22 protein-coding genes and 1 riboswitch are annotated in these 23,503 nt (G+C 36.9%); of the genes, 17 read left to right on the top strand and 5 right to left on the bottom strand.

Annotated elements, in window-relative coordinates:
* The first annotated feature begins 21 nt into the window (after positions 1-21).
* The 11 genes from LG276_RS11880 to LG276_RS11830 all read left to right on the top strand — a co-directional run bounded on the left by LG276_RS11880 (position 22) and on the right by LG276_RS11830 (position 10,293).
* Positions 22-1,233, top strand: a complete 1,212-nt coding sequence (locus LG276_RS11880) for a CaiB/BaiF CoA-transferase family protein (RefSeq protein WP_251161610.1) — start codon at positions 22-24, stop codon at positions 1,231-1,233.
* 12 nt (positions 1,234-1,245) lie between these two features.
* A complete protein-coding gene (locus LG276_RS11875) occupies positions 1,246-2,184 on the top strand; it encodes a hydroxymethylglutaryl-CoA lyase (RefSeq protein WP_251161609.1) in 939 nt (312 codons plus the stop codon).
* Between the two features lie 438 nt (positions 2,185-2,622).
* Positions 2,623-2,727, top strand: a riboswitch (SAM riboswitch).
* A 164-nt stretch (positions 2,728-2,891) separates the two neighbouring features.
* The gene (locus LG276_RS11870; RefSeq protein ID WP_251161608.1) at positions 2,892-3,611 is read left to right on the top strand and encodes a phosphoadenylyl-sulfate reductase; all 720 of its coding nucleotides are present in this window, start codon (positions 2,892-2,894) and stop codon (positions 3,609-3,611) included.
* A gap of 15 nt (positions 3,612-3,626) precedes the next feature.
* Complete coding sequence (gene sat / locus LG276_RS11865; RefSeq protein WP_251161607.1) at positions 3,627-4,772, top strand: sulfate adenylyltransferase; 1,146 nt, start codon at positions 3,627-3,629, stop codon at positions 4,770-4,772.
* 14 nt (positions 4,773-4,786) lie between these two features.
* Positions 4,787-5,392 carry an adenylyl-sulfate kinase gene (cysC, locus tag LG276_RS11860; RefSeq protein ID WP_251161606.1) on the top strand — a complete coding sequence of 202 codons (606 nt, stop codon included), beginning with the start codon at positions 4,787-4,789 and terminating at the stop codon, positions 5,390-5,392.
* A 3-nt stretch (positions 5,393-5,395) separates the two neighbouring features.
* Positions 5,396-7,027 (top strand): nitrite/sulfite reductase, encoded by a 1,632-nt coding sequence (locus LG276_RS11855; protein ID WP_404294339.1) that lies wholly within the window; start codon positions 5,396-5,398, stop codon positions 7,025-7,027.
* On the top strand, positions 7,011-7,214 hold the full coding sequence (locus LG276_RS11850) for a DUF3906 family protein (RefSeq protein WP_095373296.1): 204 nt from the start codon (positions 7,011-7,013) through the stop codon (positions 7,212-7,214). Before LG276_RS11855 ends, LG276_RS11850 begins: the two co-directional genes overlap by 17 nt.
* Positions 7,215-7,227: 13 nt before the next feature.
* Positions 7,228-8,004 (top strand): uroporphyrinogen-III C-methyltransferase, encoded by a 777-nt coding sequence (gene cobA / locus LG276_RS11845; RefSeq protein ID WP_224936449.1) that lies wholly within the window; start codon positions 7,228-7,230, stop codon positions 8,002-8,004.
* Positions 8,001-8,759, top strand: a complete 759-nt coding sequence (locus tag LG276_RS11840; RefSeq protein ID WP_251161604.1) for a sirohydrochlorin chelatase — start codon at positions 8,001-8,003, stop codon at positions 8,757-8,759. Before cobA ends, LG276_RS11840 begins: the two co-directional genes overlap by 4 nt.
* Positions 8,735-9,367: an NAD(P)-dependent oxidoreductase gene (locus LG276_RS11835; RefSeq protein WP_251161603.1), complete on the top strand. Its 633-nt coding sequence runs from the start codon at positions 8,735-8,737 to the stop codon at positions 9,365-9,367. Before LG276_RS11840 ends, LG276_RS11835 begins: the two co-directional genes overlap by 25 nt.
* Positions 9,368-9,411: 44 nt before the next feature.
* Entirely contained in the window at positions 9,412-10,293 is an 882-nt protein-coding gene (locus LG276_RS11830) for a sulfite exporter TauE/SafE family protein (protein WP_224936446.1), read from the top strand.
* Between the two features lie 43 nt (positions 10,294-10,336).
* On the opposite strand, the gene LG276_RS11825 is transcribed toward LG276_RS11830, so the two are convergent.
* On the bottom strand, positions 10,337-10,624 hold the full coding sequence (locus LG276_RS11825; RefSeq protein WP_095373301.1) for a SoxR reducing system RseC family protein: 288 nt from the start codon (positions 10,622-10,624) through the stop codon (positions 10,337-10,339).
* Between the two features lie 825 nt (positions 10,625-11,449).
* Complete coding sequence (locus LG276_RS11820; protein ID WP_251161602.1) at positions 11,450-12,337, bottom strand: LysR family transcriptional regulator; 888 nt, start codon at positions 12,335-12,337, stop codon at positions 11,450-11,452.
* Positions 12,338-12,462: 125 nt separating this feature from the next.
* On the opposite strand from LG276_RS11820, the gene LG276_RS11815 reads away from it, so the two are divergent.
* Complete coding sequence (locus tag LG276_RS11815; protein WP_251161601.1) at positions 12,463-13,506, top strand: aspartate-semialdehyde dehydrogenase; 1,044 nt, start codon at positions 12,463-12,465, stop codon at positions 13,504-13,506.
* 185 nt (positions 13,507-13,691) lie between these two features.
* On the opposite strand, the gene LG276_RS11810 is transcribed toward LG276_RS11815, so the two are convergent.
* Positions 13,692-15,125, bottom strand: a complete 1,434-nt coding sequence (locus LG276_RS11810; protein WP_224936442.1) for a PLP-dependent aminotransferase family protein — start codon at positions 15,123-15,125, stop codon at positions 13,692-13,694.
* Between the two features lie 160 nt (positions 15,126-15,285).
* Here LG276_RS11810 and LG276_RS11805 point away from each other — a divergent pair, with 160 nt between their 5' ends.
* The 3 genes from LG276_RS11805 to LG276_RS11795 all read left to right on the top strand — a co-directional run bounded on the left by LG276_RS11805 (position 15,286) and on the right by LG276_RS11795 (position 18,634).
* Positions 15,286-16,197: a DMT family transporter gene (locus LG276_RS11805; RefSeq protein WP_224936441.1), complete on the top strand. Its 912-nt coding sequence runs from the start codon at positions 15,286-15,288 to the stop codon at positions 16,195-16,197.
* Between the two features lie 357 nt (positions 16,198-16,554).
* Positions 16,555-16,713 carry a recombinase family protein gene (locus tag LG276_RS11800; protein WP_224936440.1) on the top strand — a complete coding sequence of 53 codons (159 nt, stop codon included), beginning with the start codon at positions 16,555-16,557 and terminating at the stop codon, positions 16,711-16,713.
* A gap of 583 nt (positions 16,714-17,296) precedes the next feature.
* Positions 17,297-18,634, top strand: a complete 1,338-nt coding sequence (locus LG276_RS11795; protein ID WP_224936439.1) for a CoA-disulfide reductase — start codon at positions 17,297-17,299, stop codon at positions 18,632-18,634.
* A 47-nt stretch (positions 18,635-18,681) separates the two neighbouring features.
* On the opposite strand, the gene katG is transcribed toward LG276_RS11795, so the two are convergent.
* Positions 18,682-20,907, bottom strand: coding sequence for a catalase/peroxidase HPI (gene katG, locus LG276_RS11790; RefSeq protein WP_224936438.1), 2,226 nt, complete (start codon positions 20,905-20,907; stop codon positions 18,682-18,684).
* Between the two features lie 424 nt (positions 20,908-21,331).
* Here katG and LG276_RS11785 point away from each other — a divergent pair, with 424 nt between their 5' ends.
* Together LG276_RS11785 and LG276_RS11780 are read left to right on the top strand one after the other, a co-directional pair.
* Complete coding sequence (locus tag LG276_RS11785; RefSeq protein ID WP_251161600.1) at positions 21,332-21,937, top strand: hypothetical protein; 606 nt, start codon at positions 21,332-21,334, stop codon at positions 21,935-21,937.
* 118 nt (positions 21,938-22,055) lie between these two features.
* Entirely contained in the window at positions 22,056-22,580 is a 525-nt protein-coding gene (locus LG276_RS11780; RefSeq protein WP_251161599.1) for a hypothetical protein, read from the top strand.
* A gap of 54 nt (positions 22,581-22,634) precedes the next feature.
* On the opposite strand, the gene LG276_RS11775 is transcribed toward LG276_RS11780, so the two are convergent.
* Complete coding sequence (locus LG276_RS11775) at positions 22,635-23,375, bottom strand: YqjF family protein (protein ID WP_251161598.1); 741 nt, start codon at positions 23,373-23,375, stop codon at positions 22,635-22,637.
* Between the last annotated feature and the right edge of the window lie 128 nt (positions 23,376-23,503).

The following is a 23,503-nucleotide window of genomic DNA, read 5'->3' as shown; positions in this document are numbered from 1 at the left end:
ACAGAAGAGAGGTTAAAAGTAATGGAAAATAAACAGAAATATGGCCCTCTAACTGGTAAGAGAGTGCTAGATTTGTCTACAATGATTGCGGCACCTTTTGGCGCTACATTACTAGGGGATTTTGGAGCTGAGGTTATTAAAGTAGAGATTCCCGGTAAAGGGGATACATTAAGAGGCATGGGTCCTTTTCGTGAGGATGAACCATTAAGGTGGCCAGCTTTAGCAAGAAATAAAAAATCACTTACTTTAGATTTGCATAAAGAAGAAGGGAAAGAAATTTTAAGAAAGCTTGTTAGAGTGTCAGATGTAGTAATAGAAAATTTCAGACCAGGAACGTTGGAAAAATGGGGGGTTGGATACGAAGATTTAAAGAAAGAGAATCCGAACTTAATCATGACAAGGGTTACAGGGTATGGTCAGACAGGTCCCAATGCCAGTAAAGCAGGATTTGGTACGCCAGCGACTGCTTATAGCGGATTTACTTATTTACATGGATACACGGATCGACCTCCTATCAGTCCGTCTTTTTCATTAACAGATTATGTGACGGGAATTTACGTTGCTTTTGCAACGGTTACAGGCCTATATCATCGTGATACAGCAGAACAAGGGGAAGGACAATATATTGATATCGGATTATATGAATCTATGTTTAGAATGATGGAATTTCTTATTGCGGAATATGATCAAAAGCAAATCGTGAAAGAGCGTACGCCAGGTTTGAGCGGACACTCCAGTCCGGCAGGAACATTTCAAACAAAAGATGGTCACTGGATGTCTCTTGTCACTAGCTCTGATCGTACATTTGAACGTTTAGCAGCTGCAATGGGCAGGGAAGATATGCTTGAAGATGAGCGATATCATAATAATGCCGCCCGCCTTAGCCGATTTGAGGAAACAAACGGTATTGTTGCCGATTGGGTGAAACAATTTAATAGAGAAGAATTGCAGAATCTGCTAGATGATTATGGGGTCCCAATTAGTCCAATATATAGTATTAAAGATATATTCGAGGACACTCACTATAAAGAACGACAAAATATCATAGAGGTCGACCACCCTCGTCTAGGAAAAATAAAAATGCCTGGTATCATCCCTAAATTCTCTGAGACACCTGGGGCTGTTCGTAATGTAGGTCCAGAATTGGGAGAGAACAATGAGGAAATCCTTTCTGGCATTCTTAATTATAATGATGAAGAAATTGAGATCCTAAGAGAAAATAACGTAATCTAAGGAGGGAAAAACATGAATTTGAAAGAAGAGGTCATTATTTCTGAAGTTTGCCCCCGTGATGGCTTTCAAAGTCTGGCAGAAATCATTCCTACAGAAGAAAAGGTCGAATGGATTAATTCAATGATTAACTGCGGTTTCAAGCAAATTGAGGTCACATCTTTTGTTCACCCAAAAGCGATTCCTCAGCTGTCGGACGCTGCTGAAGTACTGCAAAAAATTAAGCGCAAGCAAGGGGTAAAACTACGTGCGCTTGTCCCGAATTTACAAGGATTAGAAAGAGCGATTGAAGCAGAAGTAGATAAAGTAAAACTAATGCTTTCAGCAACAGATTCCCACAGTATCAGTAACGCTAATAGCAAAACGTTCGATGCAATGAAAGGTTTTGAACCGCTAGTAAAACGCGCAGCAGAAGCTTCTATGGGTGTATCAGGCAGCATTTCTGTCATATTTGGATGTCCTTACGAAGGAGATGTACCTTTGGTGAGAATTGAAGAGATTTGCAAAAGATATATAGATATGGGAATATATCAGTTATCGTTAGCTGATACAACAGGGATGGCAAATCCAGTAAAAGTTAAGCGCATTATTGGTCATCTCACTAATAAATTCCCAGAATTATCCTTCTCCTTACATTTGCATAATACGAGAGGGATGGCTTTTGCCAATGCCGTAGCAGGCTATGAAATGGGTGTTCGGGATTTTGATAGCTCGATTGCTGGACTAGGTGGCTGCCCTTATGCACCAAACGCCACTGGAAATATCTCCTCTGAAGACCTTATTCATGGTTTTGAAGAGATGGGTATTTCAACGGGTGTAGATTTGGATAAAGTCATTAAGCTAGGAAAAAAATTAGAAATTAAATATACTGAATATTCGGATAGTTTTATTTTGAAGGCTGGTAAATGTTCTGACTTACATCTGGCTCCAAAAACACAAGAAAAGTTGGGATAAAGCTTTTATTCTTATTAATCCTACTTTAAGAGAATGAAGGTAGGTTGAAAGTTTACTTTTAGCTAAGTGAGAAGTATTATGTATTTAATATTTCTAGGGCAGCTTGTGGAGGAAATCTTTTAGTTGTAAATGCAGTATATAATTCTCCTAATATGATTGTTTTTCGATTTAGTATCAAAGAACAATTGAGACCATCAAAATAGAAGCTCGTACCATCTTTTTTACTATATGTTAACTAATCTTTAGGCAGTTACACCCTTTATAAAACGTTATTTCTTTTATGAGGATATTTGGGACACGCTCTCAGAAAAAATAAACTTTTTCTCAACTTTATGTATATTCATCAGTTTCAGTTAAATAATTCTGATAAATCATAAAAATTAGATTTTTGTCTTGACTTTTATTGATAGTATGTTAGGATTTATCTTATCCAATATTTTCTTATCCAGAGAGGTGGAGGGACTGGCCCGATGAAACCCGGCAACCTGCTTAGTGCAAGGTGCTAATTCCAGCAAAATGTTGATTCATTTTGAAAGATAAGGTGTCAAAATTTTTCCATCCTACACCTTTTCTTTTTGAAAAGGTGTTTTTTATTTAAGAAGGTGATGAATAAAAAAATAATAAGATTCGCTGATTAGACAACTAAAGGCGGACATTTCCTTTTACGGAGGAAATGCCGTCTTTTTTTATTGGAAAAGGGGGATTAAATGAATCAACCGCTCTCTTATAAAAACTGGAAAGACATTTCTGCTACCTTCGCTATTGATCAATCAACGAAAGGAGCCAAACAGGTTCTAGAGTGGGCTTATGGCACATATGACGAAGAGGAAATTGTGTACGCTTCTAGTTTCGGTGCTGAAGCTATTGTTCTAATTGACCTCATCGCACAAATAAAAAGTGATGCCAGAATTGTTTTTCTTGATACCGATTTACACTTTCCTGAAACATACCAAGTAATCGAGGAAATAAAATCACGTTTTCCTACGCTTCAAATTGAGATGAAAAAACCTAAGCTTACATTGGATGAACAAGCCACACAATATGGGTCAGCATTATGGAAAAGCGACCCGAATCAATGTTGCCAATTACGTAAAGTGTTGCCTTTACAAGAAGCAATGCAAGAAAAAAAAGCTTGGATATCTGGACTTAGGCGCGAGCAATCACCTGAAAGAAAACAGACGAATTTCTTAAATCGTGATGAGAAATTCACTAATATCAAAATTTGCCCACTTATTCATTGGCGTATAGATGATGTGTGGGATTATATCAAAGAAAAGCAGTTGCCTTATAACAGCTTACATGATGCAACTTATCCGAGCATTGGTTGTTTTCCCTGTACACAACCAGCTAGTGGCGGTGATGATTCCCGTGCTGGCCGCTGGCAAGGCTTAACGAAAACAGAATGCGGCTTGCATACTAATTCATAAAAAAGGAGTAAACAGATGAGCATACCTAGCCCACATGGAGGAACATTAATTCAAAGATTTGAGCCAGAATTTGATATTTCTAAAGTGTCAAAGTCGATAGAGATTGACAAAGTTGCACTAAGTGATTTAGAGCTAATAGCCGTTGGATTATTTAGTCCATTAATAGGCTTTCTAGGAAAAGAAGATTATGAATCTGTCGTTCATGAAATGAGATTAAGCGATGGGACAATATGGTCCATCCCCATCACATTACCTGTTGATGTTACGATTGCTGCCCAACTTCAAAAAGGGGAGCAATACCGTTTGGTTTTAGAAAATACTACCTATGGTGTAATTACTGTTTCTGAGTGGTTCGAACCTGATTTAGAAACAGAAGCACAATCGGTCTATCGTACAAAAGATAAAGCCCATCCAGGGGTCAAACGACTTTTTGAAAGAGGCAATATTTATGTAGCTGGAGAAATCATCCTCATTAGAAAAACGGAAAAGAAAGAATTTGCAGATGTCTGGTTAGAGCCAAAAGATACAAGAGCTTTGTTTGCAGAAAAGGGGTGGGAAACAATTGTTGGTTTCCAAACGCGTAATCCGATTCACCGAGCGCATGAGTATATTCAAAAAGCTGCGCTTGAGACGGTCGATGGCTTATTTGTAAATCCATTAGTAGGTGAAACAAAAGCAGATGATATCCCAGCTGATATCCGTTTAGAAAGTTATCGCATCTTACTAAAAGAATATTTTCCTCGCGAACGTGTCCATTTGGGTGTTTACCCGGCAGCGATGAGATACGCAGGCCCTAGAGAAGCAGTGTTTCACGCCATAGCCAGAAAAAATTTCGGCTGTACACATTTTATCGTCGGCAGAGATCATGCCGGTGTTGGGAATTATTACGGTACATACGATGCCCAATATATTTTCCAACAATTTACTAAAGAAGAACTTGGAATTACCCCATTATTTTTTGAACATAGCTTTTACTGCCACCGCTGTGAAGGGATGGTTTCAAATAAAACATGTCCACATGAACAAGAAGATCGAGTGATATTATCTGGCACAAAAGTACGAGAACTATTAAGCAAGGGTGAACAGCCACCTTCCACATTCAGCCGTAAAGAAGTGATTGATGTATTGATTAATGGCTTAAAGAGTGATGCAAGCGTCTAGAAAGGATGATTTATATGGGGAGCCGTAATCTTACTTGGCACGATACGCTCATTTCCAAAGAGGAACGTCGCTTAAAGCAGCAACATGGTAGTTGTACATTATGGTTTACTGGGTTATCTGGTTCTGGAAAATCAACTTTGGCAAATGCTTTATCAGCCAAATTGTTTGAAGAAGGTATGAAGGAATATGTCCTTGATGGTGATAACGTCAGACATGGTCTAAATGCAGACTTAGGCTTTACTGAAAAAGACCGGACAGAAAATATCCGCCGTATTGGGGAAGTAGCTAAACTGTTTGTTGATAGTGGAACAATTGTTGTTACGGCATTCATCTCACCATTCGCAGCTGACCGTGATTGTGTGCGTGAGCAGTTTGCCTCCAATGAATTTTTTGAAATATTTATTGACTGCCCGTTGGCAGAATGTGAGAAAAGAGACCCGAAGAAATTATACGAGAAAGCGCGTAGAGGTGAAATAAAAAACTTCACCGGAATCGATTCACCTTATGAACCTCCTAAACATCCGGATTTAACTATTAGGTCCGACCGGTTATCAGTAGAGGAAGCAATAACGGAAATACTAACGTTTTTGCAACAACAACAAATCATTAAGGAGTTGTAGACAATGGCTTATACAAAGCATTGGTCAAATAATGAAAAACTAAACAAAACCGAATTAGCTAAACTCGAAAAAGATGGGCTGAAAATTTATGAAGACATTCCACATTATGCAAAGAATGGCTTCACGTCTATTCCTAAAGACCAATGGGATCTTTTTAAATGGGCAGGCTTGTATTTGCAAAAGCCTAAAGAAGCAGGTTATTTTATGATGCGTGTGAATGTACCTTCAGGAATACTAACGAAGGAACAAGCGAAAATTCTAGCTGGTATTGCCAAAGATTATGGTCGCGGGATTTTCGACATTACGACGCGACAAGCGATTCAATTTCACTGGTTAACAATTGAGGATATCCCTGATATTTTTACTAGATTAGAAAGTGTTGGCCTTTCCAGTGCTGGTGCATGTGGGGATATAACGAGGAATATAGTCGGAAATCCAATCGCAGGCATCGACCCTAACGAATTATTTGATACGAGAGATATTGTCAAAGAAGTGTATGAGTACTTTCAATTTAATGAGGAATTTTCGAATTTACCAAGAAAATATAAGATGTCTATCAGTACAAACTTACACAACGCCGCTAATGCAGAAATTAACTGTGTCTCATTTACACCGGCTGAAAAAAACATCGATGGTGAAGTAAAACAAGGCTTTCATTTAAAAGTAGGGGGAGGCCTATCTGCTAAGCCTTTTCTGGCAGAAACGGTTGATATATTTGTAGAAAAAGAGCAAGTGCTACAGATTGCTATTGCCGTAACCACTATCTTCAGAGATTACGGTTATCGAGATAAACGTCATCGTGCTAGATTAAAGTTTTTAATTGCTGACTGGGGTGTAGAGAAATTTAAAGAAAAACTTGAAGAATATACAGGGAAACTGCCTTCTAAAGGAGTTGAACCCGTGAAGAAATGGAATGCAGGATATTTCTATGGCGTCCATGATCAGAAACAATCAGGGCTTAAGTTCATCGGTTTTAATGTACCTGTCGGCCGTTTAACAGCTGATGAAGTATTTGAACTTGTTCGAATCTCTGATCAATATGGTCAAGGTGAAATTAGAACATGTAATTCACAGAACTTGATTATTCCACATATCCCAGAAGAACATGTAGAATCGCTACTTGCCGAACGCATTTTTAATAGAATTACAGTGAATCCGAATTCCTTTATCGGACATTCCGTTTCTTGCACAGGTATCCAATTTTGTAACTTAGCCTTAGTTGAGACAAAGGAAAGAATGCGCCAAATTGCAGAAGAACTCGATCGTCGCTTAACTGTTGATGTTCCGGTACGCATGCATATGATCGGTTGTCCGAATTCCTGCGGTCAACGGCAAATAGCCGATATCGGTTTACAAGGTGTGATGGTACGAAACAAGAATAAGGAAATGGAAGAAGCTTATGAAGTGTATGTTGGAGGAACGTTAGAATCTGGCGGAGAGTTTAACAAAAAGTTAAAAGGAAAAGTACCAGCCAACTTCCTCACAGATACACTTGAACATCTACTACATTTTTTTAACAAAGAAAAAATGTCAGGTGAGAACTTTTATACTTTTGTGCAAAGAAATGGCACACAATCTTTGCAAGATCAACTAAATATTGTATTGGAGAATCATAAAGATGGCCTTTCTATATAGGTTTGAATTGTCATTGGTAAATAAGGAAATTCCAGCAGTCATTGTAGCTGATTCTGATGATGAAGCATTTACCCAGTTAGATATTGAACTAGAAAAATATTACTTAAAGTTGCCAGAGATAGACGAAGTAACGTTAAGAGAAAAGAAACGGATAACGAAAAAAATCGGTTTTATATTAGATGAATGATGGAGGCGGATAAATGAAGGGTTATGTTTACCTTGTTGGTGCAGGCTGTGGTGATCCTGAATTACTAACATTAAAAGCAATTAAAAAAATTCAGCAAGCGGATGTAATTTTATATGATCGACTAGTCAATCAGGAAATCTTATCATTTGCGAGAGAAGAGGCACAATTGATTTATTGTGGGAAGCTTCCTCATTATCATACGATGAAACAAGAAACGATCAACAATTTCCTCGTAAAATATGCAAAAAAAGGATTAGCAGTTGTTCGCCTTAAAGGTGGGGACCCCTTCGTGTTTGGTCGTGGAGGAGAAGAGGCCCTTGAATGTGTGAAACATCGTGTTCCATTTGAAGTGATTCCCGGGATTACTGCTGGCATTGGTGCTGCGAGCTATGCCGGCATTCCTGTCACCCATCGGCAAATCAGTCAAAGCTTTGCATTTATTACCGGTCATCAAGCGGGTGACTCAGTTGCTGACCAAAAATGGCATCACTTAGCACATGGAGTTGATACACTTTGTATATATATGGGTGTTTCACAATTGCCTGTCATTGTCGATCATCTTATTAAAAGCGGAAAAAATAGTGATACCCCAATTGCTATTGTGGAGTGGGGAACAACATTGAAACAACGGACGATAACTGGAAAATTAAAATCGATTGTAAAGGTAGCGGAAGAAGAAGCAATTATCAATCCAAGTATGATTATTATTGGGGAAGTCGTTAAACTACGAGACGAACTGAACTGGTATATTGAAAATGGCTCGGCCCTTCAGAAGGTTCATAGCGAATGAAAGCCATCCTTTATATTGCTCACGGCACAAGGTCAAAAAAAGGAATACGGGAAGTAGAATGTTTTTTGCAGACCATCATGAAACAAGTAAATGTCCCTATACAAGAATGCTCCTATTTAGAAATATGTGCCCCAACGATTGAGCAAGGAATAGAAGCTTGTGTTCATCAAGGAGCACGGGAAATTGAAATCATTCCGTTACTTTTATTAAAAGGAGGGCATTACAAGAAGGATATTCCTGGCCTTCTACTATCATTGCAGAGGCGCTTTTCAGCTATTAAAATCAATTTGCATCCACCTTTTGGCGTCCAAAGCTATATTTTAGATGGAATATGTGATTTGATAAACGAAAAATATTCTCCCATTACCGAAAAAGATCATTTCCTTGTAGTAGGACGTGGAAGTAGCGACATGAACATTTATAAGGATTTCAACTTAATTACAACTGGGTTAAAGGCAAGGTTAGCTGTGAACAACGTAACCTCCTGCTTTCTTGCTGCAGCCACTCCTCGTCTTGAAGAGGGCTACCATATATCACAGAGTCGTACAAAAAATAGAGTAATTATTATCCCTTACTTATTATTTTCAGGGTTATTACTAGACGAATTGCAGCAATTTACGGAACAAAAAAGAGCTTTAGGCGATCAGACTTTCATCATTGAACCGTTAAGTCGCATCTCCAGCATACAACTTCGATTGATACAATATTTAAATAAAGGGGGCCCAGAAGATTGCAACCACTCGTTATTGATTTAAGTAATAAGGGAATTGTCATTGCGGGAGGTGGGAGGATTGCCGCACGCAAAGCGAAAGTATTATTAGAACAAAGAGCCAATATTACTTTCATCGCACCTGCATTTTCAAATGAAGTCTTGGAATTAGTGCAACAAAATCATTTTCAATGCATAGAAAGAGAGATTGAATTGGCTGATTTCGAGGATGCGTTTCTTTGTATTCTCGCCACCAATAATCGGGCGATTAATAAGCAGTTTGGCGAAATATTAACCCCGCAAAAGTTAGTTTGTGTAGTAGATGAATTAACGGATGGCAATACACTCTTCCCCGCTACTGTAACGAGAGGGCATCTGCAAGTAGCAGTTACTTCAAATGGCAGTAGTCCAAAGTTAACAAGAGCATTAAAACAACAATTAAGTAAACAATTTGATGAAAGTTGGACGGAGTATACAACGTTTCTTGCCGAATATAGGCAGTTGGTTAAAAAATTGCCTATAAGTGAAATTGAAAAAAATGACTATTTACAAGAGGTACTAGCAGATGAATTCCGTGTAAATAATAGACAACAAAGAGAGAGCTTAAAAGCATTACATATAGCTGCTGTTCGGTCAACCGAAGGCAAAATCTAGACAATAGATTTTGCCTTTTTTTATTTAACGAAAGAGGTGTTACCATGAAAAATTTATTGATTTTTATTTTTATTGGTTTATTCGCACAGTTAATTGATGGTGCTCTCGGAATGGCATACGGAGTGACTTCTACATCGCTTTTACTTGCTTTTGGCATTGTACCTGCTGTTGCTTCCGCATCGGTACATCTTGCTGAAGTTGTCACTACAGCTGCTTCAGGTATCTCACATATTAAATTTGGCAATGTAGATAAACAAACAGTATATAAGTTAATCATCCCTGGTTCCATTGGTGCGTTCTTAGGTGCCACATTTTTAAGTAATATCCCAGGTGATTTAGCTAAGCCATATATAGCCCTTTTTCTTTTACTATTAGGTGTTTTTATCTTCATACGATTTTTATTTAAATATAAGGAAAGTAGCCACCAGTCATCAATCAATCTCAGTAAAAAGCAATCGATTCCATTAGGTTTTATAGCCGGATTTGCTGATGCCACAGGTGGTGGCGGTTGGGGTCCTGTTACAACACCAGTATTGCTTTCAAAAAAAGGGGTAAGCCCAAGGAAAGTTGTTGGAACTGTTGACACAAGTGAATTTGCGATTGCCCTCTCTGCATCCATTGGTTTTCTTATTTCTTTAGGATGGAACGAGGTAAATTGGCTTTGGGTGGGAGCACTCATGGTAGGCGGTGTAATTGCAGCACCGATCGCTGCTTGGCTTGTACAGAAATTAAATCCACAATTAATGGGGGTGCTTGTTGGAGGATTCATCATTCTCATTAACATTCAAACAATTGTACAAACATGGATTAGTAATGAAGAGGTTTATCCCATTGTGTATAGTGCTGTCGCACTCATATGGGTAACAGCGATTATCTTTACAGTCATTCGAATCTACCATAAAAAAATGTTACATTTAAACTCGTAAAACACCAGTAAGGCTGGGATGAAATGATCCCAGCCTAGCTTCTTTACTCTTTCTCTTCAATTACCATCGTTAAGCCACCAAACTTTCCAGCTAACCAATTATAAATAACGGTCATGAGTGCAAGTATGCCAAAATAAATGGCCGCATACAATACAGATAATAAAAGCATAAATAAAATGCCAGTAAAGGCGATGACACCATCTTCGGTAAACAATAATAATGAAGAAAATAATCCGAAAATAATCATTCCAATAATGGGGATAAATAATAAGTACAAAGTGCTTTTTACAACACTACCAACAGAAAATCTTTTTATCTCTATCGTCTTCATGTAAATTCTCCTTTCTTATGACATATCCACTTTATGTAAGCGGCAAACCTTTTAGACTATAATACTATAAAAATGGCTTAAATAGTTTACGGGTTATATTTTATTCAGTTTGATTCCTCCTTTACAATAAGTGTAAATAGTAAACTAATATTAAAGATATTACTACAACACATGTTGGAAAAAGCAAGTATAATCCTTTGTTTATGGAAAATCACCATGCATAATTATAATTTTAAAAGTATATTATTACAAAAATATCGGGGCTATCATATAATAAAATAAATTTTTATACAAAATTTACAACTAATCCGGTAATTTACCCTTATTTGCTTCACTGTAATAATTTTTTGTATACATGCAACCTGAAGGGGGATTAGTTTACATAATAATTTTATAGTAACTAATGTTATCGAGATACAATAATTTTCAAAGTAGATGAATGATGTTGTTATTATTCATAGTGGAGTTGCTCGGATCGAAGTGTTTAAATGATTAGATATAGAAAAATTATTACGATTATAGATGAGAGTACTTTTTGCATACTCTGAAGTAGATTGGGCTAATTATTATCATATTATTGATTTTTTTGAGTTCGAGTTCATTATATTTCAGAGGACATTGGTCTCTTCCAAATCAAGGGGGCCTGGTAGCAATACGCGGGAAAACATACGCTAAGTTAAATTTGATATTAAGAACGTCGATTTTGGTTATTTAATTTAACTATATAAGCAAGAGCCTTACTACATTTTAAACATAGTAAGGCTTTTTAAAATCGTTACTAACTGTTTGAAAAAATAATAGTATTTAATCATACATTAAATTACTCTACTTTTCTAATATACTAAGAAAAGATTGTAGTACTGGAGAAATCCATCTGGATTTATGATAAATCACATTACTTTTAATAAGTTGTGATGCTTCAATTGGCTTAAAGATTAGTTCGTTATTGGTACAATTTTCTTTCACAACAATATAAGGAAGAATAGCAAGGCCCAACCCACACAAAACTGATTGTTTAATCACTTCAATACTTGAACTTTCAAATGTTCTGTCAGGCATCTGTCCACTCATACGTATGTAATTATCCACCATGGTTCTGTACCCACAATTTCTCTCTGTATAGATAAACTGATAATCCTTTAATATCTTTAATGGATTATCACATGAAGCTAAGTCAGCCGGTAAAACCCAACCTAAGGTCTCATCAAACAAAGGAGTCGTAATGAGCTCATCGTACTCCATTGATTGTCCAATCAAAAAAATGATATCTGTTTCTCCGTCTCTCAGCTTCTTAATTGCTTGTTCATTTGTTCCCGTCTCAAGAACAATATTTACTTTAGGATTTATCAGTTTATATTTTTGTAGGATATTTGGTAATCGATAGACAGCTAAAGATTCATTCGCAGTAATCGTAAGCGTACCTTCAGGATGATTGCTATCTTTTGGAATTTCTTGTGCTTTTTCGTAAATCGCAAGTAATTCTAACGCATAAGGATGAAAATGATGCCCAGATTTTGTTAAAAGCACTTTTTTCCCTAACCGATCGAAAAGTGGAGATTGTAAGTCGTTCTCCAAAGCTTTAATATGCGTTGTTACAGTGGATTGTGCATAATCTAATTCACGCGCTGCTTTTGAGAATCCACCATATTTAACAACAGCACAGAAAGTCTTAACATGTCTCATTTCCATAGCTAAACCTCTTTTTAGTATCATAATTTATGAATGATTATATCATATATTTCAATTTATCAAATAATAAGTCTTCCATTATAGTAAAAGTAGGAATAAAAAAATGGACCTATTCCACTTCTTAAAATTAATTAACGGAGGAGAATAATATGAGGAAAAAGAGCTATCATATCGCTGTTGTAGGTGCTACTGGTGCAGTTGGCCAGAAAATTATTAACTTGCTGGAGCAGATAACTCAATTTGATATAAACGAAGTCACTCTTCTTTCATCGAAGCGATCTGCTGGTAAGAAAATTTCTTTCAAAGGTCGAGAAATCATCATTAAGGAAGCGGAGGAAACAAGCTTTAAGGGTGTTGATATCGCATTTTTTAGTGCTGGCGGAGAAGTTTCCAGACAATTAGTAAGCTTCGCGGTCGAAAGTGGCGCAGTGGTGATTGATAATACTAGCGAATATCGTATGTCAACTGAAGTCCCACTTGTTGTTCCAGAAGTAAATGCCCATACTCTTATTAAACACAAGGGGATTATTGCTGTACCCAATTGTTCTGCTTTACAAATGGTGACAGCACTTCAGCCGATTAGAAGATTATTTGGTTTAGAAAGAATTATTGTCTCTACATATCAAGCTGTATCAGGAACTGGAATACATGCCATCAATGAGTTAAAAGATCAATCAATGAAACTACTCGTGGGTGAAGAGGCTACCGCTTCTATAATGCCTGCAAAAAAAGATAAAAAACATTATCCAATTGCTTTTAATGTAATGCCGCAAGTAGATGTATTTACTGAAAATGATTACACCTTTGAAGAGGTAAAGATAATTCAAGAAACGAAGAAGATATTCGAAGATTCTAACCTAAAAATGGCTGCCACTTGTGTCAGAGTGCCAGTTGTAACAGGGCACTCTGAATCTGTTTATATTGAATTGGAACGAGTAGCAACTGTTGATGAAATAAGAGAAGTATTATCTTCGGCACCGGGCGTTGTTTTGCAGGATTCTCCAAGTAATCAACTATACCCAATGCCTATTTACGCAGTCGGAAAAACAGAAACGTTTGTTGGAAGAGTTCGAAAAGACCCTGACAATCCATATGGTTTCCACCTCTGGATTGTATCAGATAATTTATTAAAAGGGGCTGCTTGGAATTCAGTCCAGATTGTATTGACAATGGTCGAAAAAGATATCATTTGATCTCAACCTACTTGAAATGGAACAATAACAATAATAGCAATACCAGAATCTGTTTAATTGTAAATGTTATAAAAAGATTGAGGAAAATACCCTCATAAAGACTTCATAATTTTTTCAATAATCAACAGAACAGGAAGCGCAAACAAAAATCCTCAACCAATTTTCTATTGGAAGAGGATTTTTTATTAACACTTTACTAATTCACGAATGATTTGACTCATTTTAAGGATTCCCTTTTTAAGATCTGTTAATGAGGCATACGCATAGGAAATGCGAATATAACGGTCCGATTCTTGAGCATATATATTCCCTGGGTTAAGAAGAATACCTTCAGCTAATGCTTTTACATAAAGATCCCTCATTGATAGTTTAGGCAAAATGTTTAACCAAATAAAAAACCCTCCCTTTGGTGCATTCCAAAGGGCTATATCTTTCAAATAAGTATCTAAAGCCTTTAACACTACTGTTCGCCTTATTTTTAGCTGCTCTCTTACAGACTCAAGGTGCTGCTGATATAGCCCACTTGTTAACCATTCAGTAGCAACTCTTTGGGATAATGAACTAGAACCATAGTCGGTTTGCATTTTAATATCGGACAATCGTTCAATCACAGGTTCGGGGCCGACAACCCAACCGACTCTTAAACCCGGGCTTAATGTTTTAGATAAACTACCAAGATACAAAATATGTCCATTTCTATCTTTTGCTTTTAAAGGGAAAGGAGGTGGTTCATCGATCCATAACTCCCGATAAATATCATCTTCAATCATTGGAAGTTGTTCTTTTTCACATACTTCAAGGAGCTCTTGGCGTCGTTTTTCAGACATTAAAATCCCTGTCGGATTATGAAAACAAGGATTAGAGTATAAAATTGCTCTGCCTTCCTGGCCCTTTGATATAGAAATGTCATTAGTCAAGAGACCGTGTTCATCTAAGGGTAGACCTGTAAGCTTCATTCCAGCAGATTGAAACACATGTAGAGAATAAAGATAGGAAGGCTTTTCAAGTAAAACGGATGACCCCCTGTGTAGTAAGCCAACTGAAATCAATTGTAAAGCCTGCAATGCTCCAGAAACAATTAATATGGATGAAGGTGAGGCATGAACACCCACTGTTCTTAAATAGTTGCTTAACGCTTCTCGTAATGGCATAAATCCTTTTGGTTCTTCATATCCGAATGCCTCCATTTTGTTAGAAACTCTTCCCATTACGAGCTTCATTGTTTCCAAGGGAAATAGATCTTTGGAAAGTTCGCCTTTACTAAGCTGAATAAGGTTGGTGTTAGATTCGGCTTGATTAATCTCTTGAACTGTTGCTTGACTCGGTTTGTGTAAACCTGATTTGACATGTTCGTTCCAATCAGGTGGAGGATTTGTAGCTAGTAATGTCCATGTATTATTCACTACGATTGTTCCCATTCCCATTTTACCCTCAATTAACCCGTCAGCCATTAATTCTTCTAAAGCAGTGATAACAGTGCTCCGATTTACTTCGAATTTCTTGGCTAATTTACGTTGGCTTGGAATTTTGCTTCCGATAGGCCATTCTCCATGTGCAATTTTCTCTTTTATATCATCCACAATTTGTTGATATTTCGGATATTTTTTATTTGATTTCATCCATAAGTTACCCCTTCACATTCTATTTTTATTCCAAAGTGGTTGGGTTGAAAATTGTCCAACTGGTTGAAGACATTCTATCAAATACTGATTAAGATTAGAAATAATAGGAACCAGAAATAATATTGGTTGGTTTCGTATTCTCAAAGGATGTGTTCAAATGGCAAAAAAATGGGGTTTTAATGTTATAGTCGCTCATAGTCTTGCGATTTTTCTATGGGCTTCAGCTTTTCCTGGTATTCGGGTTGGATTAGAGTCCTATACACCTGAACATCTTGCCCTTTTTCGATTACTAGTTGGTTCTTTAGCCCTCGTAATAATTGCTTTACTCACTCGTATGCATTTACCGGAAATAAAGGATGTTCCAGCTATTTTATTGTTAGGATTTTTAGGTTTCACGGTTTATCATACAGCTTTAAATATTGGAGAGAAAACGGTTAGTGCTGGTGTTGCAAGCCTAATTGTATCTATGACTCCTATTTTTTCTGCTCTATTAGCCGTTTGGTTTCTGCGTGAACGGTTTGGATTTATAAGGTGGATTGGGTCTATTATAAGTTTTTTGGGCGCTATATTGATATCGTTTGGGACAGGAGATCATTTTGAATTTAATACTGCAATTTTATTTATTCTCTTAGCTTCCTTTTCAGAAAGTTTATACTTCGTTTTCCAAAAGCGGTATTTAATAAAGTATGGATTTCTTGCTTTTACTACCTATACGATTTGGGCAGGTACATTTTTTATGCTTTTCTATCTCCCGGGACTGGGTCAGGAAATAATAAGATCCTCTATAGAATCAACACTTAGCATTTTGTACTTAGGTCTCTTTCCTACGGTTATTCCTTATCTTGCATTAGCTTATGTAACATCTCGGGTAGGAGCTTCAGAGGCGACAAGCTCGCTTTACTTAACACCAGCACTTACATTTTTGATTGCTTGGGTTTGGCTTGGAGAGGTACCGACTACCCTTTCTGTTATAGGAGGAATCATAACGCTATTTGGGGTTTTGTTCATTCATATAAAGAGAGATAAATTACCGAAAAGAGTAAAACGAAATATACAAATAGAAGATTAATTTATTATTGAGTTCAGTCCGGAAAGTCATCATTTCTGTACACAATATTTTGTAATCTAGTTTTCTATATTTAATTATAAATAATTTACATTAACTCTGTTAATAAATCTATTTTTCCTTAATAGCTATTGCATTAAGTTATGGTACAATTACTTTTGGGAATAATTAGAAATGACGGTTCTCTATGATAGTAATTTGCTTGCAATAGAAGCTTTAAAAAACTCATGGTTGTGAAGAAATTTTAACTGACAAAATGAGTGGACCAAAAGAGTAAAGAAAAGGATTTGAGGTATCTCTCCGGTTTGTTCGTCCAGGTGACACTGTTATTGGTTAGTGACTTGATCGTTAGAGAGAAACATGCAGCACTTCTTAAAAATTGTCAATGATCTTAATAGTCGAGGTATTAGCTTTCACAGGTTACAGGAAAACATTACGCTGAATAAATCAACTGCAACCTGCCAGTTGATGTTTCATTTATTCACGGCATTTGCAGAATTTGAACGAAATCTTATTTAAGTACGTACAGCAAGCTGAAGAATAGCAGCGAAGGCAAGATGTAGATGAGGATGAAGGCCAGTAAAATTAGATAGGAAGCAAATAGTAATGCAGAAAACAATTGTGGCAAACGGACCACCTATAAAGGATGTTGCTAAATGGGGGGATTTCTCGTACAACTACCTATTGTTATTTAGAGAAGGAAGCAGGCTAAAAAAATAATTTAAAAGGGAAACATAAAGACACCCCTGTATCAACATCAATGCCAAGCAATTTTATAAGATGTCGTTAAGAGGAAGAGCATAACTTACATCAGAACAAAGGTTAGAGTTTTTTAGCATTTCAGATGACATAAGTGAACAATTTCGCGTTTTGCTACTGCGCCCCATCAATGCGTGTAAATTATTCAATCAATTATTATGTTTTCTAAAAATGAACTAAAGGGTATTCAATTAAGAAATTTACGAGTGGTGGAAGGCGATAAGAAACGATAACTTTAACGCTCAGTTAACTTTGTTCAATCGTTTCATTGTAGGTAAAAAACGAATCATTGTGTGAAAAACACATTGTTGAGCAAAACTAGTGAAGGGAGGAATGAAAGAAGATGAAAATAATTATTATAGGTGGCGATGCTGCCGGGATGAGTGCAGCGATGCAAATCATTCGCAACAGCAAGGAAAATCACGAAATTACTGTATTAGAAAAAGGAACGATTTATTCTTATGGACAATGTGGTCTTCCCTATTATATTAGTGGCGTAATTCCACAAAAGGAAGACTTAATTGCCCGTTCTGTTACTACTTTCCGCGAGAAATATGGAATAGATGCCAAAGTAAAACATGAAGTCTCTAATATTAATACAGATACGAAAACCGTTGAGGGATATAACTATATTGATCAACAACCATTTCAACTTACATACGATAAATTATTGATTGCGACTGGAGTTAGTCCTGTTATGCCTGATTGGGAGGGGGCTGATCTTCAAGGAATATTCACTTTAAAAACCATACCTGACGCAAATGAAATAATCCAGGAAATGAATAATCGAACGATTAAACATGTGACGATTATTGGTGGTGGATACATTGGTTTGGAAATGGCTGAAAGCTTTGTGAGGTTAGGGAAAAGGGTCACGATTATCGAGCGCAATAAACAACTTGCTACCATTTTTGATGAAGATATGGCACAGCTGATTCATCAAAAAGCTAAAGAGCATCAAGTGACTTTAAAATTAGGTGAAGAAGTTCAATCCTTTTCAGGAAACACTTTTGTCGAAAGCATTAAGACTGATAAAGGGGCATACAAGACAAATCTTGTCTTAGTGGCAATTGGTGTCAAGCCAAACGTGGCATTTCTCAAACAAACAGATATTTCACTCAGTCAACACGGTGCAATACGGGTGAACAATTATATGCAAACCAGTATTAAAGATGTATATGCAGCAGGAGATTGTGCTACGCAATATCATCGAATTAAAGCCTTAGATGATCATATTCCTTTGGGCACACACGCAAATAAGCAGGGACAAATTGCAGGTCTGAGCCTATTAGGAATTCCTAAGCCGTTTAAAGGAATCGTGGGATCATCTGTCATTAAATTTTTTAACTTAACATTAGGAAGAACAGGTATTTCTGAAAAGGAAGCTAAACAACTAAATATTCCTTACGAGTTTGTCGTAACAGATGCTCACGATATTGCTGGGTATTACCCAGATGCAAAAAGAATGAAGGTAAAACTTTTATACCATAAGAAATATCGCACATTACTTGGGGGACAAATTATTGGAGAGTACGGGGTAGATAAGCGAATAGACGTTCTTGCGACTGCGTTATACAATCAAATGTCTATCGATGACTTAATGGATTTAGATTTATCGTATGCGCCACCTTTCAACGGGGTATGGGACCCCGTGCAACAAGCCGCACGCAGAAGTAAATAAGAAGAACGCCGTCTACATAAGTAGCGGCGTTTCTTTTTAGAATAATATTACTTGCTTAATACAGCATCTTTGATTTTTAAATCAAAACGATCGGCATTCATTACTTTAACCCATGCAGAAATAAAATCAGCGACAAACTTTTCTTTATTATCCTCTTGTGCATACACTTCAGCAATAGAACGTAACACTGAGTTTGAACCGAACACTAAATCCACTCTTGAAGCCGTTCGAACAACTTCTCCTGTTTGACGATTACGACCTTCAAAAATACCGCCTTGAACTGGTTTCCATTCTACACTCATATCAAGTAAGTTCGTAAAGAAATCATTGGATAGTGTGCCTACATTTTCAGTAAATACGCCATGGCTTGTGCCACCATGATTTGTACCTAATACACGCATACCGCCAATTAACACAGTCATTTCTGGAGCAGTTAAGTTAAGTAGTTGTGCTTTATCTACCAATAACTCCTCAGAAGCTACACTGTATTCTTGTTTTTGATAATTACGGAAACCATCAGCAATTGGTTCTAATACTTCAAAGTTTTCTACATCCGTCTGTTCTTCTGTGGCATCTCCACGACCTGCAGAGAATGGAACAGTGACGTCAAAACCAGCATTCTTTGCCGCTTGTTCAATCGCCGCACTACCACCAAGTACAATTAAATCAGCTAAGCTGACTTTTTTATTTAATCCAGCTTGTAAACCTTCTAATGTATGAAGCACTTTAGAAAGTTGTTCAGGTTGATTCACTTCCCAGTCCTTCTGTGGAGCAAAACGGATCCGCGCACCATTCGCACCTCCACGATTGTCAGAACCACGGAATGTACTAGCTGATGCCCATGCAGTTGTAACAAGCTCACTAATTGATAAACCTGAATCTAAAATTTTGGCTTTTATCTCAGACACTTCAGCATCTGTTAGTTCATAGTCTACTTTAGGGATAGGGTCTTGCCATACTAATTCTTCTTCTGGAACTTCTGGACCTAAATAACGATCACGTGGACCCATATCACGGTGTAGAAGTTTAAACCAAGCACGTGCAAAAGCATCGGCGAATTCTTCTGGATTCTCATAGAACCTACGAGAGATCTTCTCATAAGCAGGGTCCATACGTAGCGCCATATCAGCAGTTGTCATCATTGTTTTCACACGGACAGAGCTATCAGCGGCATCAGGCGCCATATGTGCTTCATCTTGACCTACTGCTTGCCATTGGTATGCACCGGCAGGGCTTTTTGTTAACTCCCACTCATATCCAAATAATTGTTCGAAGAAACCGTTATCCCACTGAGTAGGGTTTGCAGTCCAAGCACCTTCAATTCCACTTGTAATTGTGTCACGACCTTTACCACTACCATGTGAGCTGATCCAACCAAGTCCTTGCGCTTCAATTGGCGCTGCTTCTGGTTCTGGGCCAACTTGGGCAGCATCTCCAGCACCGTGTGCTTTACCGAAAGTATGGCCACCTGCAACAAGGGCAACTGTTTCTTCATCATTCATACCCATACGTGCAAATGTTTCCCGAATATCTTTCCCACTTGCTACAGGATCAGGTTTCCCATTTGGGCCTTCAGGGTTCACATAAATCAGACCCATTTGTACAGCCGCTAAAGGATTTTCCAATTCACGATCTCCTGAGTAGCGGTTATCACCAAGCATTTCTTTTTCATTACCCCAGTATACATCTTCTTCAGGGTGCCAAACATCTGCTCGGCCACCACCGAAACCAAATGTTTTACCACCCATCGATTCAATGGCAACGTTTCCTGCTAATAGAATTAGATCTGCCCAAGAAATTTTGTTACCGTACTTTTGTTTAATAGGCCATAAAAGACGACGAGATTTATCAATGTTGGCATTGTCTGCCCAACTATTAAGAGGGGCAAACCGTTGTGAACCTGTACCGCCACCCCCGCGTCCATCACCTGTACGGTAAGTACCTGCAGAATGCCAAGCCATACGAATAAACTGTGGTCCGTAATGACCGAAGTCTGCTGGCCACCAATCTTGGCTATCCGTCATTAATTTATGAAGATCTTGCTTTAAAGCATAGTAATCTAGTTTAGTAAATTCTTCAGTATAATCGAAATCTTCACCCATTGGATTAGACTTTTGATCATGTTGGTGAAGAATATTTAAGTTTAATTGATTGGGCCACCAATCTTTGTTAGTCGTTGCTTCAGATTGCTGCTTAGTTACACTTCCATGATGAAAAGGGCAGCCACCTCCGCCTGAATGGTTTGCTTCAGAAATAATATTATTTTCGCTCATACTGATTCTCCTTTATTGTGAAGTGAGGTAATTATCATCATCTACTAATCAATCTCAGATAATAATAATTATTATATAATGATTATAATAAAATATAATAAAAAAAGTAAAGAGAAAAGATGAAATTTACGAGAAAATTATATTCTAATAGGATAAACAATGGAATATTAGGGTGCTTTTATTCTTGTGAAATAGTAAAAAGAGAAGGAGGATATGAGAAAATGTAAATGAAATTGATAAAATTAATATGTAAATGAAAATAAATCAGTAAAGGGTATTATCAGTTAATCGAGGTCATAAAATAAAGATAGAAAAATCTGACTATTTATCTTTTATTGTAAATGAAAGTAACTAAAATGGAAAGTATTAGCCTTTGATAAATATAATCTTTCTTAATAATCCTTTTAAATAGGTGGGGTAAGCAATGATTCATCAAAAGGAAAACAGCTTCTTAATCATCATCATCATCACTCTATTACTATTATGTATTACATTGGTTCTAGGGGCTTGTTTACATATCATGTTTGAATGGGACTTGACCATTATAGCTGGTTTGGTCGGATTTGTTGGAGCGATTATTGGCGGAATGATTACCTACTACGGTGTTAGAGTAACCATTTGGCATCGTGATAAGGAAATCTTTCTCTCTACCGCCACCTCAAAACTACTTTTAATAACGACGAAGATTGAACCTAAATATAAAGAGATTGCTAATGAAGCATTACTATACTCTAATGTTTTTAATTTAGATATTGATTACCATCTAAAAGCAAAAAGATTACACGAACTAATGAAACGGTTCATCTATACATCATATGAAGATATGGAAACACTCTATGACATTATGGAATATGAAGACATTAAAGGCTTTCATCAATCACTTAAAGAGATGAGAGAAGAAGTAATGAATGAATCGGATGTGCAACTAAATGATTTAATTCAGCTTATTCAGCAAAGCTACCAATATATCTTTGCAACTTCTGCAAAACTAGAAAAGAAATATTTCCGATACAAGAAGCAAGTTCTTTAAACTGTCAAAATTCTTCAAGGAAATTTTTTAAAAAAGAGGGTTTAATCGCTGATAAATGGAAGTTTTATGTATGCGCTCGCAGTAACATCGCAGTTAATTAGAAGGAGGGAGAAGCAGTATGAAAAACTTTGGACATACGCTCATTTTTGGAGGAACAGGTATGTTAAAGGAAACAACACAATGGTTAATTGATCGCACGACTCAAACAAGAATCTATGGAAGAAAGAGCAAATCCCTAGAGCAATCAAATACAACTTATCGTCTTTTAGATTACACTGATACTGACAAACTTATTGAAGAGATTACCCTTGCTCACAAAGAAGGCGGTCCCATTCACACTGTTTTAGCATGGATTCATAATACAGCCCCCAACGCTATTCCTATAATGAACAAACAAATCGAGCAATTACAAAATGAACCTTGGACACTCTATCTTGTAAAAGGCAGCAGTTCAGACATCGAAAGTATCAAATCCTCCCAACAAAACTACAAAGACCAATGTAAGCTCAAAATCATCCAACTAGGCTTCAAATATAACGGAACATCTTCCAGGTGGCTCACACACGAAGAAATATCAGCTGGTACAATTGACAGTATGCAATCAGCGAGGGATTTCACAATCATTGGCTCACTTAAGCCTTGAGATGGGCGACCTTAACGTAATTCTTTTTAAAAGAGAAATCTACGACTTCTTAATTTAATGGAGCTTCTTAATATTCCAAATAAGAGAATCAACTCCTTTTGAAAAATGAGATATCGGTTCTTTATTAGAAAGATCAATATTAAAAGGTGAAAAAAGTGTATTCACCTCTATATCTATATCTACTTTCTGTAACGGCCATGGCCCATGATGGATTTCTCCACAATAGATGGTGCCATTAGAATCGGTACTATATAGGCAATACCGCTCTGTAAGCCAGTGATCAAGAGTGCCTGTATTTGCAAAAATTACTTCTTGTGAGTGTCTTAACGTCCCACGAAATGCTATTTGGGCATTGTTATTTTTTCTGACACTCTTACAATGAAAAATTTGATCGTCATTTCGAAAAGAAATCTGTGCAGGATAATAGGGCAAACGATACCATTTTTTTGCGATTTTATAGGAAGCCCAGTTCTCGACATCTAAAGAAAGAAAATAGACTCCTGGTTTACCATTATATTTAACATAGGTTCTTAAATTGACTTCTGGAAATTTAGGGGTTATTGAGACAGCAGGTATTCCGCGAGGATAGATTCCTTCCATAACAAATGCAACAATTCCTAACCAAGCATAGTTATTAAAGGTATCAATTTGTAATGAATTAGGAATATGTTCACGTAGCGCTTCAATTGGGACAGGCCAATGAAGAAAATATAGGTTTCTCCATGTTTGTCTCATTATCCATTTTTTTGAATATATTGAAAATGGTCGATGACTGGTATCTTTTAAAATATTCAAGAATATTATCTCCTTTCCATGTTAGATGGCAACACTATAATCCATGAGAAAATGATGTTAATAAAAATCACCCGAAGCACGTCTTATTACATTAGTAATTGTTCAATCTTAAAATCATTTCTAGCCTT

The sequence above is a fragment of the Cytobacillus kochii genome (assembly GCF_044790165.1).
GTDB lineage: Bacteria > Bacillota > Bacilli > Bacillales > Cytobacillaceae > Cytobacillus > Cytobacillus kochii.
Note: the sequence above shows the minus strand (reverse complement) of the source record. Positions and strands in the feature narration are given on the sequence as shown.

What these genes read in the sequence shown, in the direction of transcription:
- LG276_RS11880 (WP_251161610.1), top strand. Translation starts at nt 22, where the DNA reads ATGGAAAATAAACAGAAATATGGCCCTCTAACTGGTAAGAGAGTGCTA.
- LG276_RS11875 (WP_251161609.1), top strand. Translation starts at nt 1,246, where the DNA reads ATGAATTTGAAAGAAGAGGTCATTATTTCTGAAGTTTGCCCCCGTGAT.
- LG276_RS11870 (WP_251161608.1), top strand. Translation starts at nt 2,892, where the DNA reads ATGAATCAACCGCTCTCTTATAAAAACTGGAAAGACATTTCTGCTACC.
- sat (WP_251161607.1), top strand. Translation starts at nt 3,627, where the DNA reads ATGAGCATACCTAGCCCACATGGAGGAACATTAATTCAAAGATTTGAG.
- cysC (WP_251161606.1), top strand. Translation starts at nt 4,787, where the DNA reads ATGGGGAGCCGTAATCTTACTTGGCACGATACGCTCATTTCCAAAGAG.
- LG276_RS11855 (WP_404294339.1), top strand. Translation starts at nt 5,396, where the DNA reads ATGGCTTATACAAAGCATTGGTCAAATAATGAAAAACTAAACAAAACC.
- LG276_RS11850 (WP_095373296.1), top strand. Translation starts at nt 7,011, where the DNA reads ATGGCCTTTCTATATAGGTTTGAATTGTCATTGGTAAATAAGGAAATT.
- cobA (WP_224936449.1), top strand. Translation starts at nt 7,228, where the DNA reads ATGAAGGGTTATGTTTACCTTGTTGGTGCAGGCTGTGGTGATCCTGAA.
- LG276_RS11840 (WP_251161604.1), top strand. Translation starts at nt 8,001, where the DNA reads ATGAAAGCCATCCTTTATATTGCTCACGGCACAAGGTCAAAAAAAGGA.
- LG276_RS11830 (WP_224936446.1), top strand. Translation starts at nt 9,412, where the DNA reads ATGAAAAATTTATTGATTTTTATTTTTATTGGTTTATTCGCACAGTTA.
- LG276_RS11825 (WP_095373301.1), bottom strand. Translation starts at nt 10,624, where the DNA reads ATGAAGACGATAGAGATAAAAAGATTTTCTGTTGGTAGTGTTGTAAAA.
- LG276_RS11820 (WP_251161602.1), bottom strand. Translation starts at nt 12,337, where the DNA reads ATGATACTAAAAAGAGGTTTAGCTATGGAAATGAGACATGTTAAGACT.
- LG276_RS11815 (WP_251161601.1), top strand. Translation starts at nt 12,463, where the DNA reads ATGAGGAAAAAGAGCTATCATATCGCTGTTGTAGGTGCTACTGGTGCA.
- LG276_RS11810 (WP_224936442.1), bottom strand. Translation starts at nt 15,125, where the DNA reads ATGAAATCAAATAAAAAATATCCGAAATATCAACAAATTGTGGATGAT.
- LG276_RS11805 (WP_224936441.1), top strand. Translation starts at nt 15,286, where the DNA reads ATGGCAAAAAAATGGGGTTTTAATGTTATAGTCGCTCATAGTCTTGCG.
- LG276_RS11800 (WP_224936440.1), top strand. Translation starts at nt 16,555, where the DNA reads ATGCAGCACTTCTTAAAAATTGTCAATGATCTTAATAGTCGAGGTATT.
- LG276_RS11795 (WP_224936439.1), top strand. Translation starts at nt 17,297, where the DNA reads ATGAAAATAATTATTATAGGTGGCGATGCTGCCGGGATGAGTGCAGCG.
- katG (WP_224936438.1), bottom strand. Translation starts at nt 20,907, where the DNA reads ATGAGCGAAAATAATATTATTTCTGAAGCAAACCATTCAGGCGGAGGT.
- LG276_RS11785 (WP_251161600.1), top strand. Translation starts at nt 21,332, where the DNA reads ATGATTCATCAAAAGGAAAACAGCTTCTTAATCATCATCATCATCACT.
- LG276_RS11780 (WP_251161599.1), top strand. Translation starts at nt 22,056, where the DNA reads ATGAAAAACTTTGGACATACGCTCATTTTTGGAGGAACAGGTATGTTA.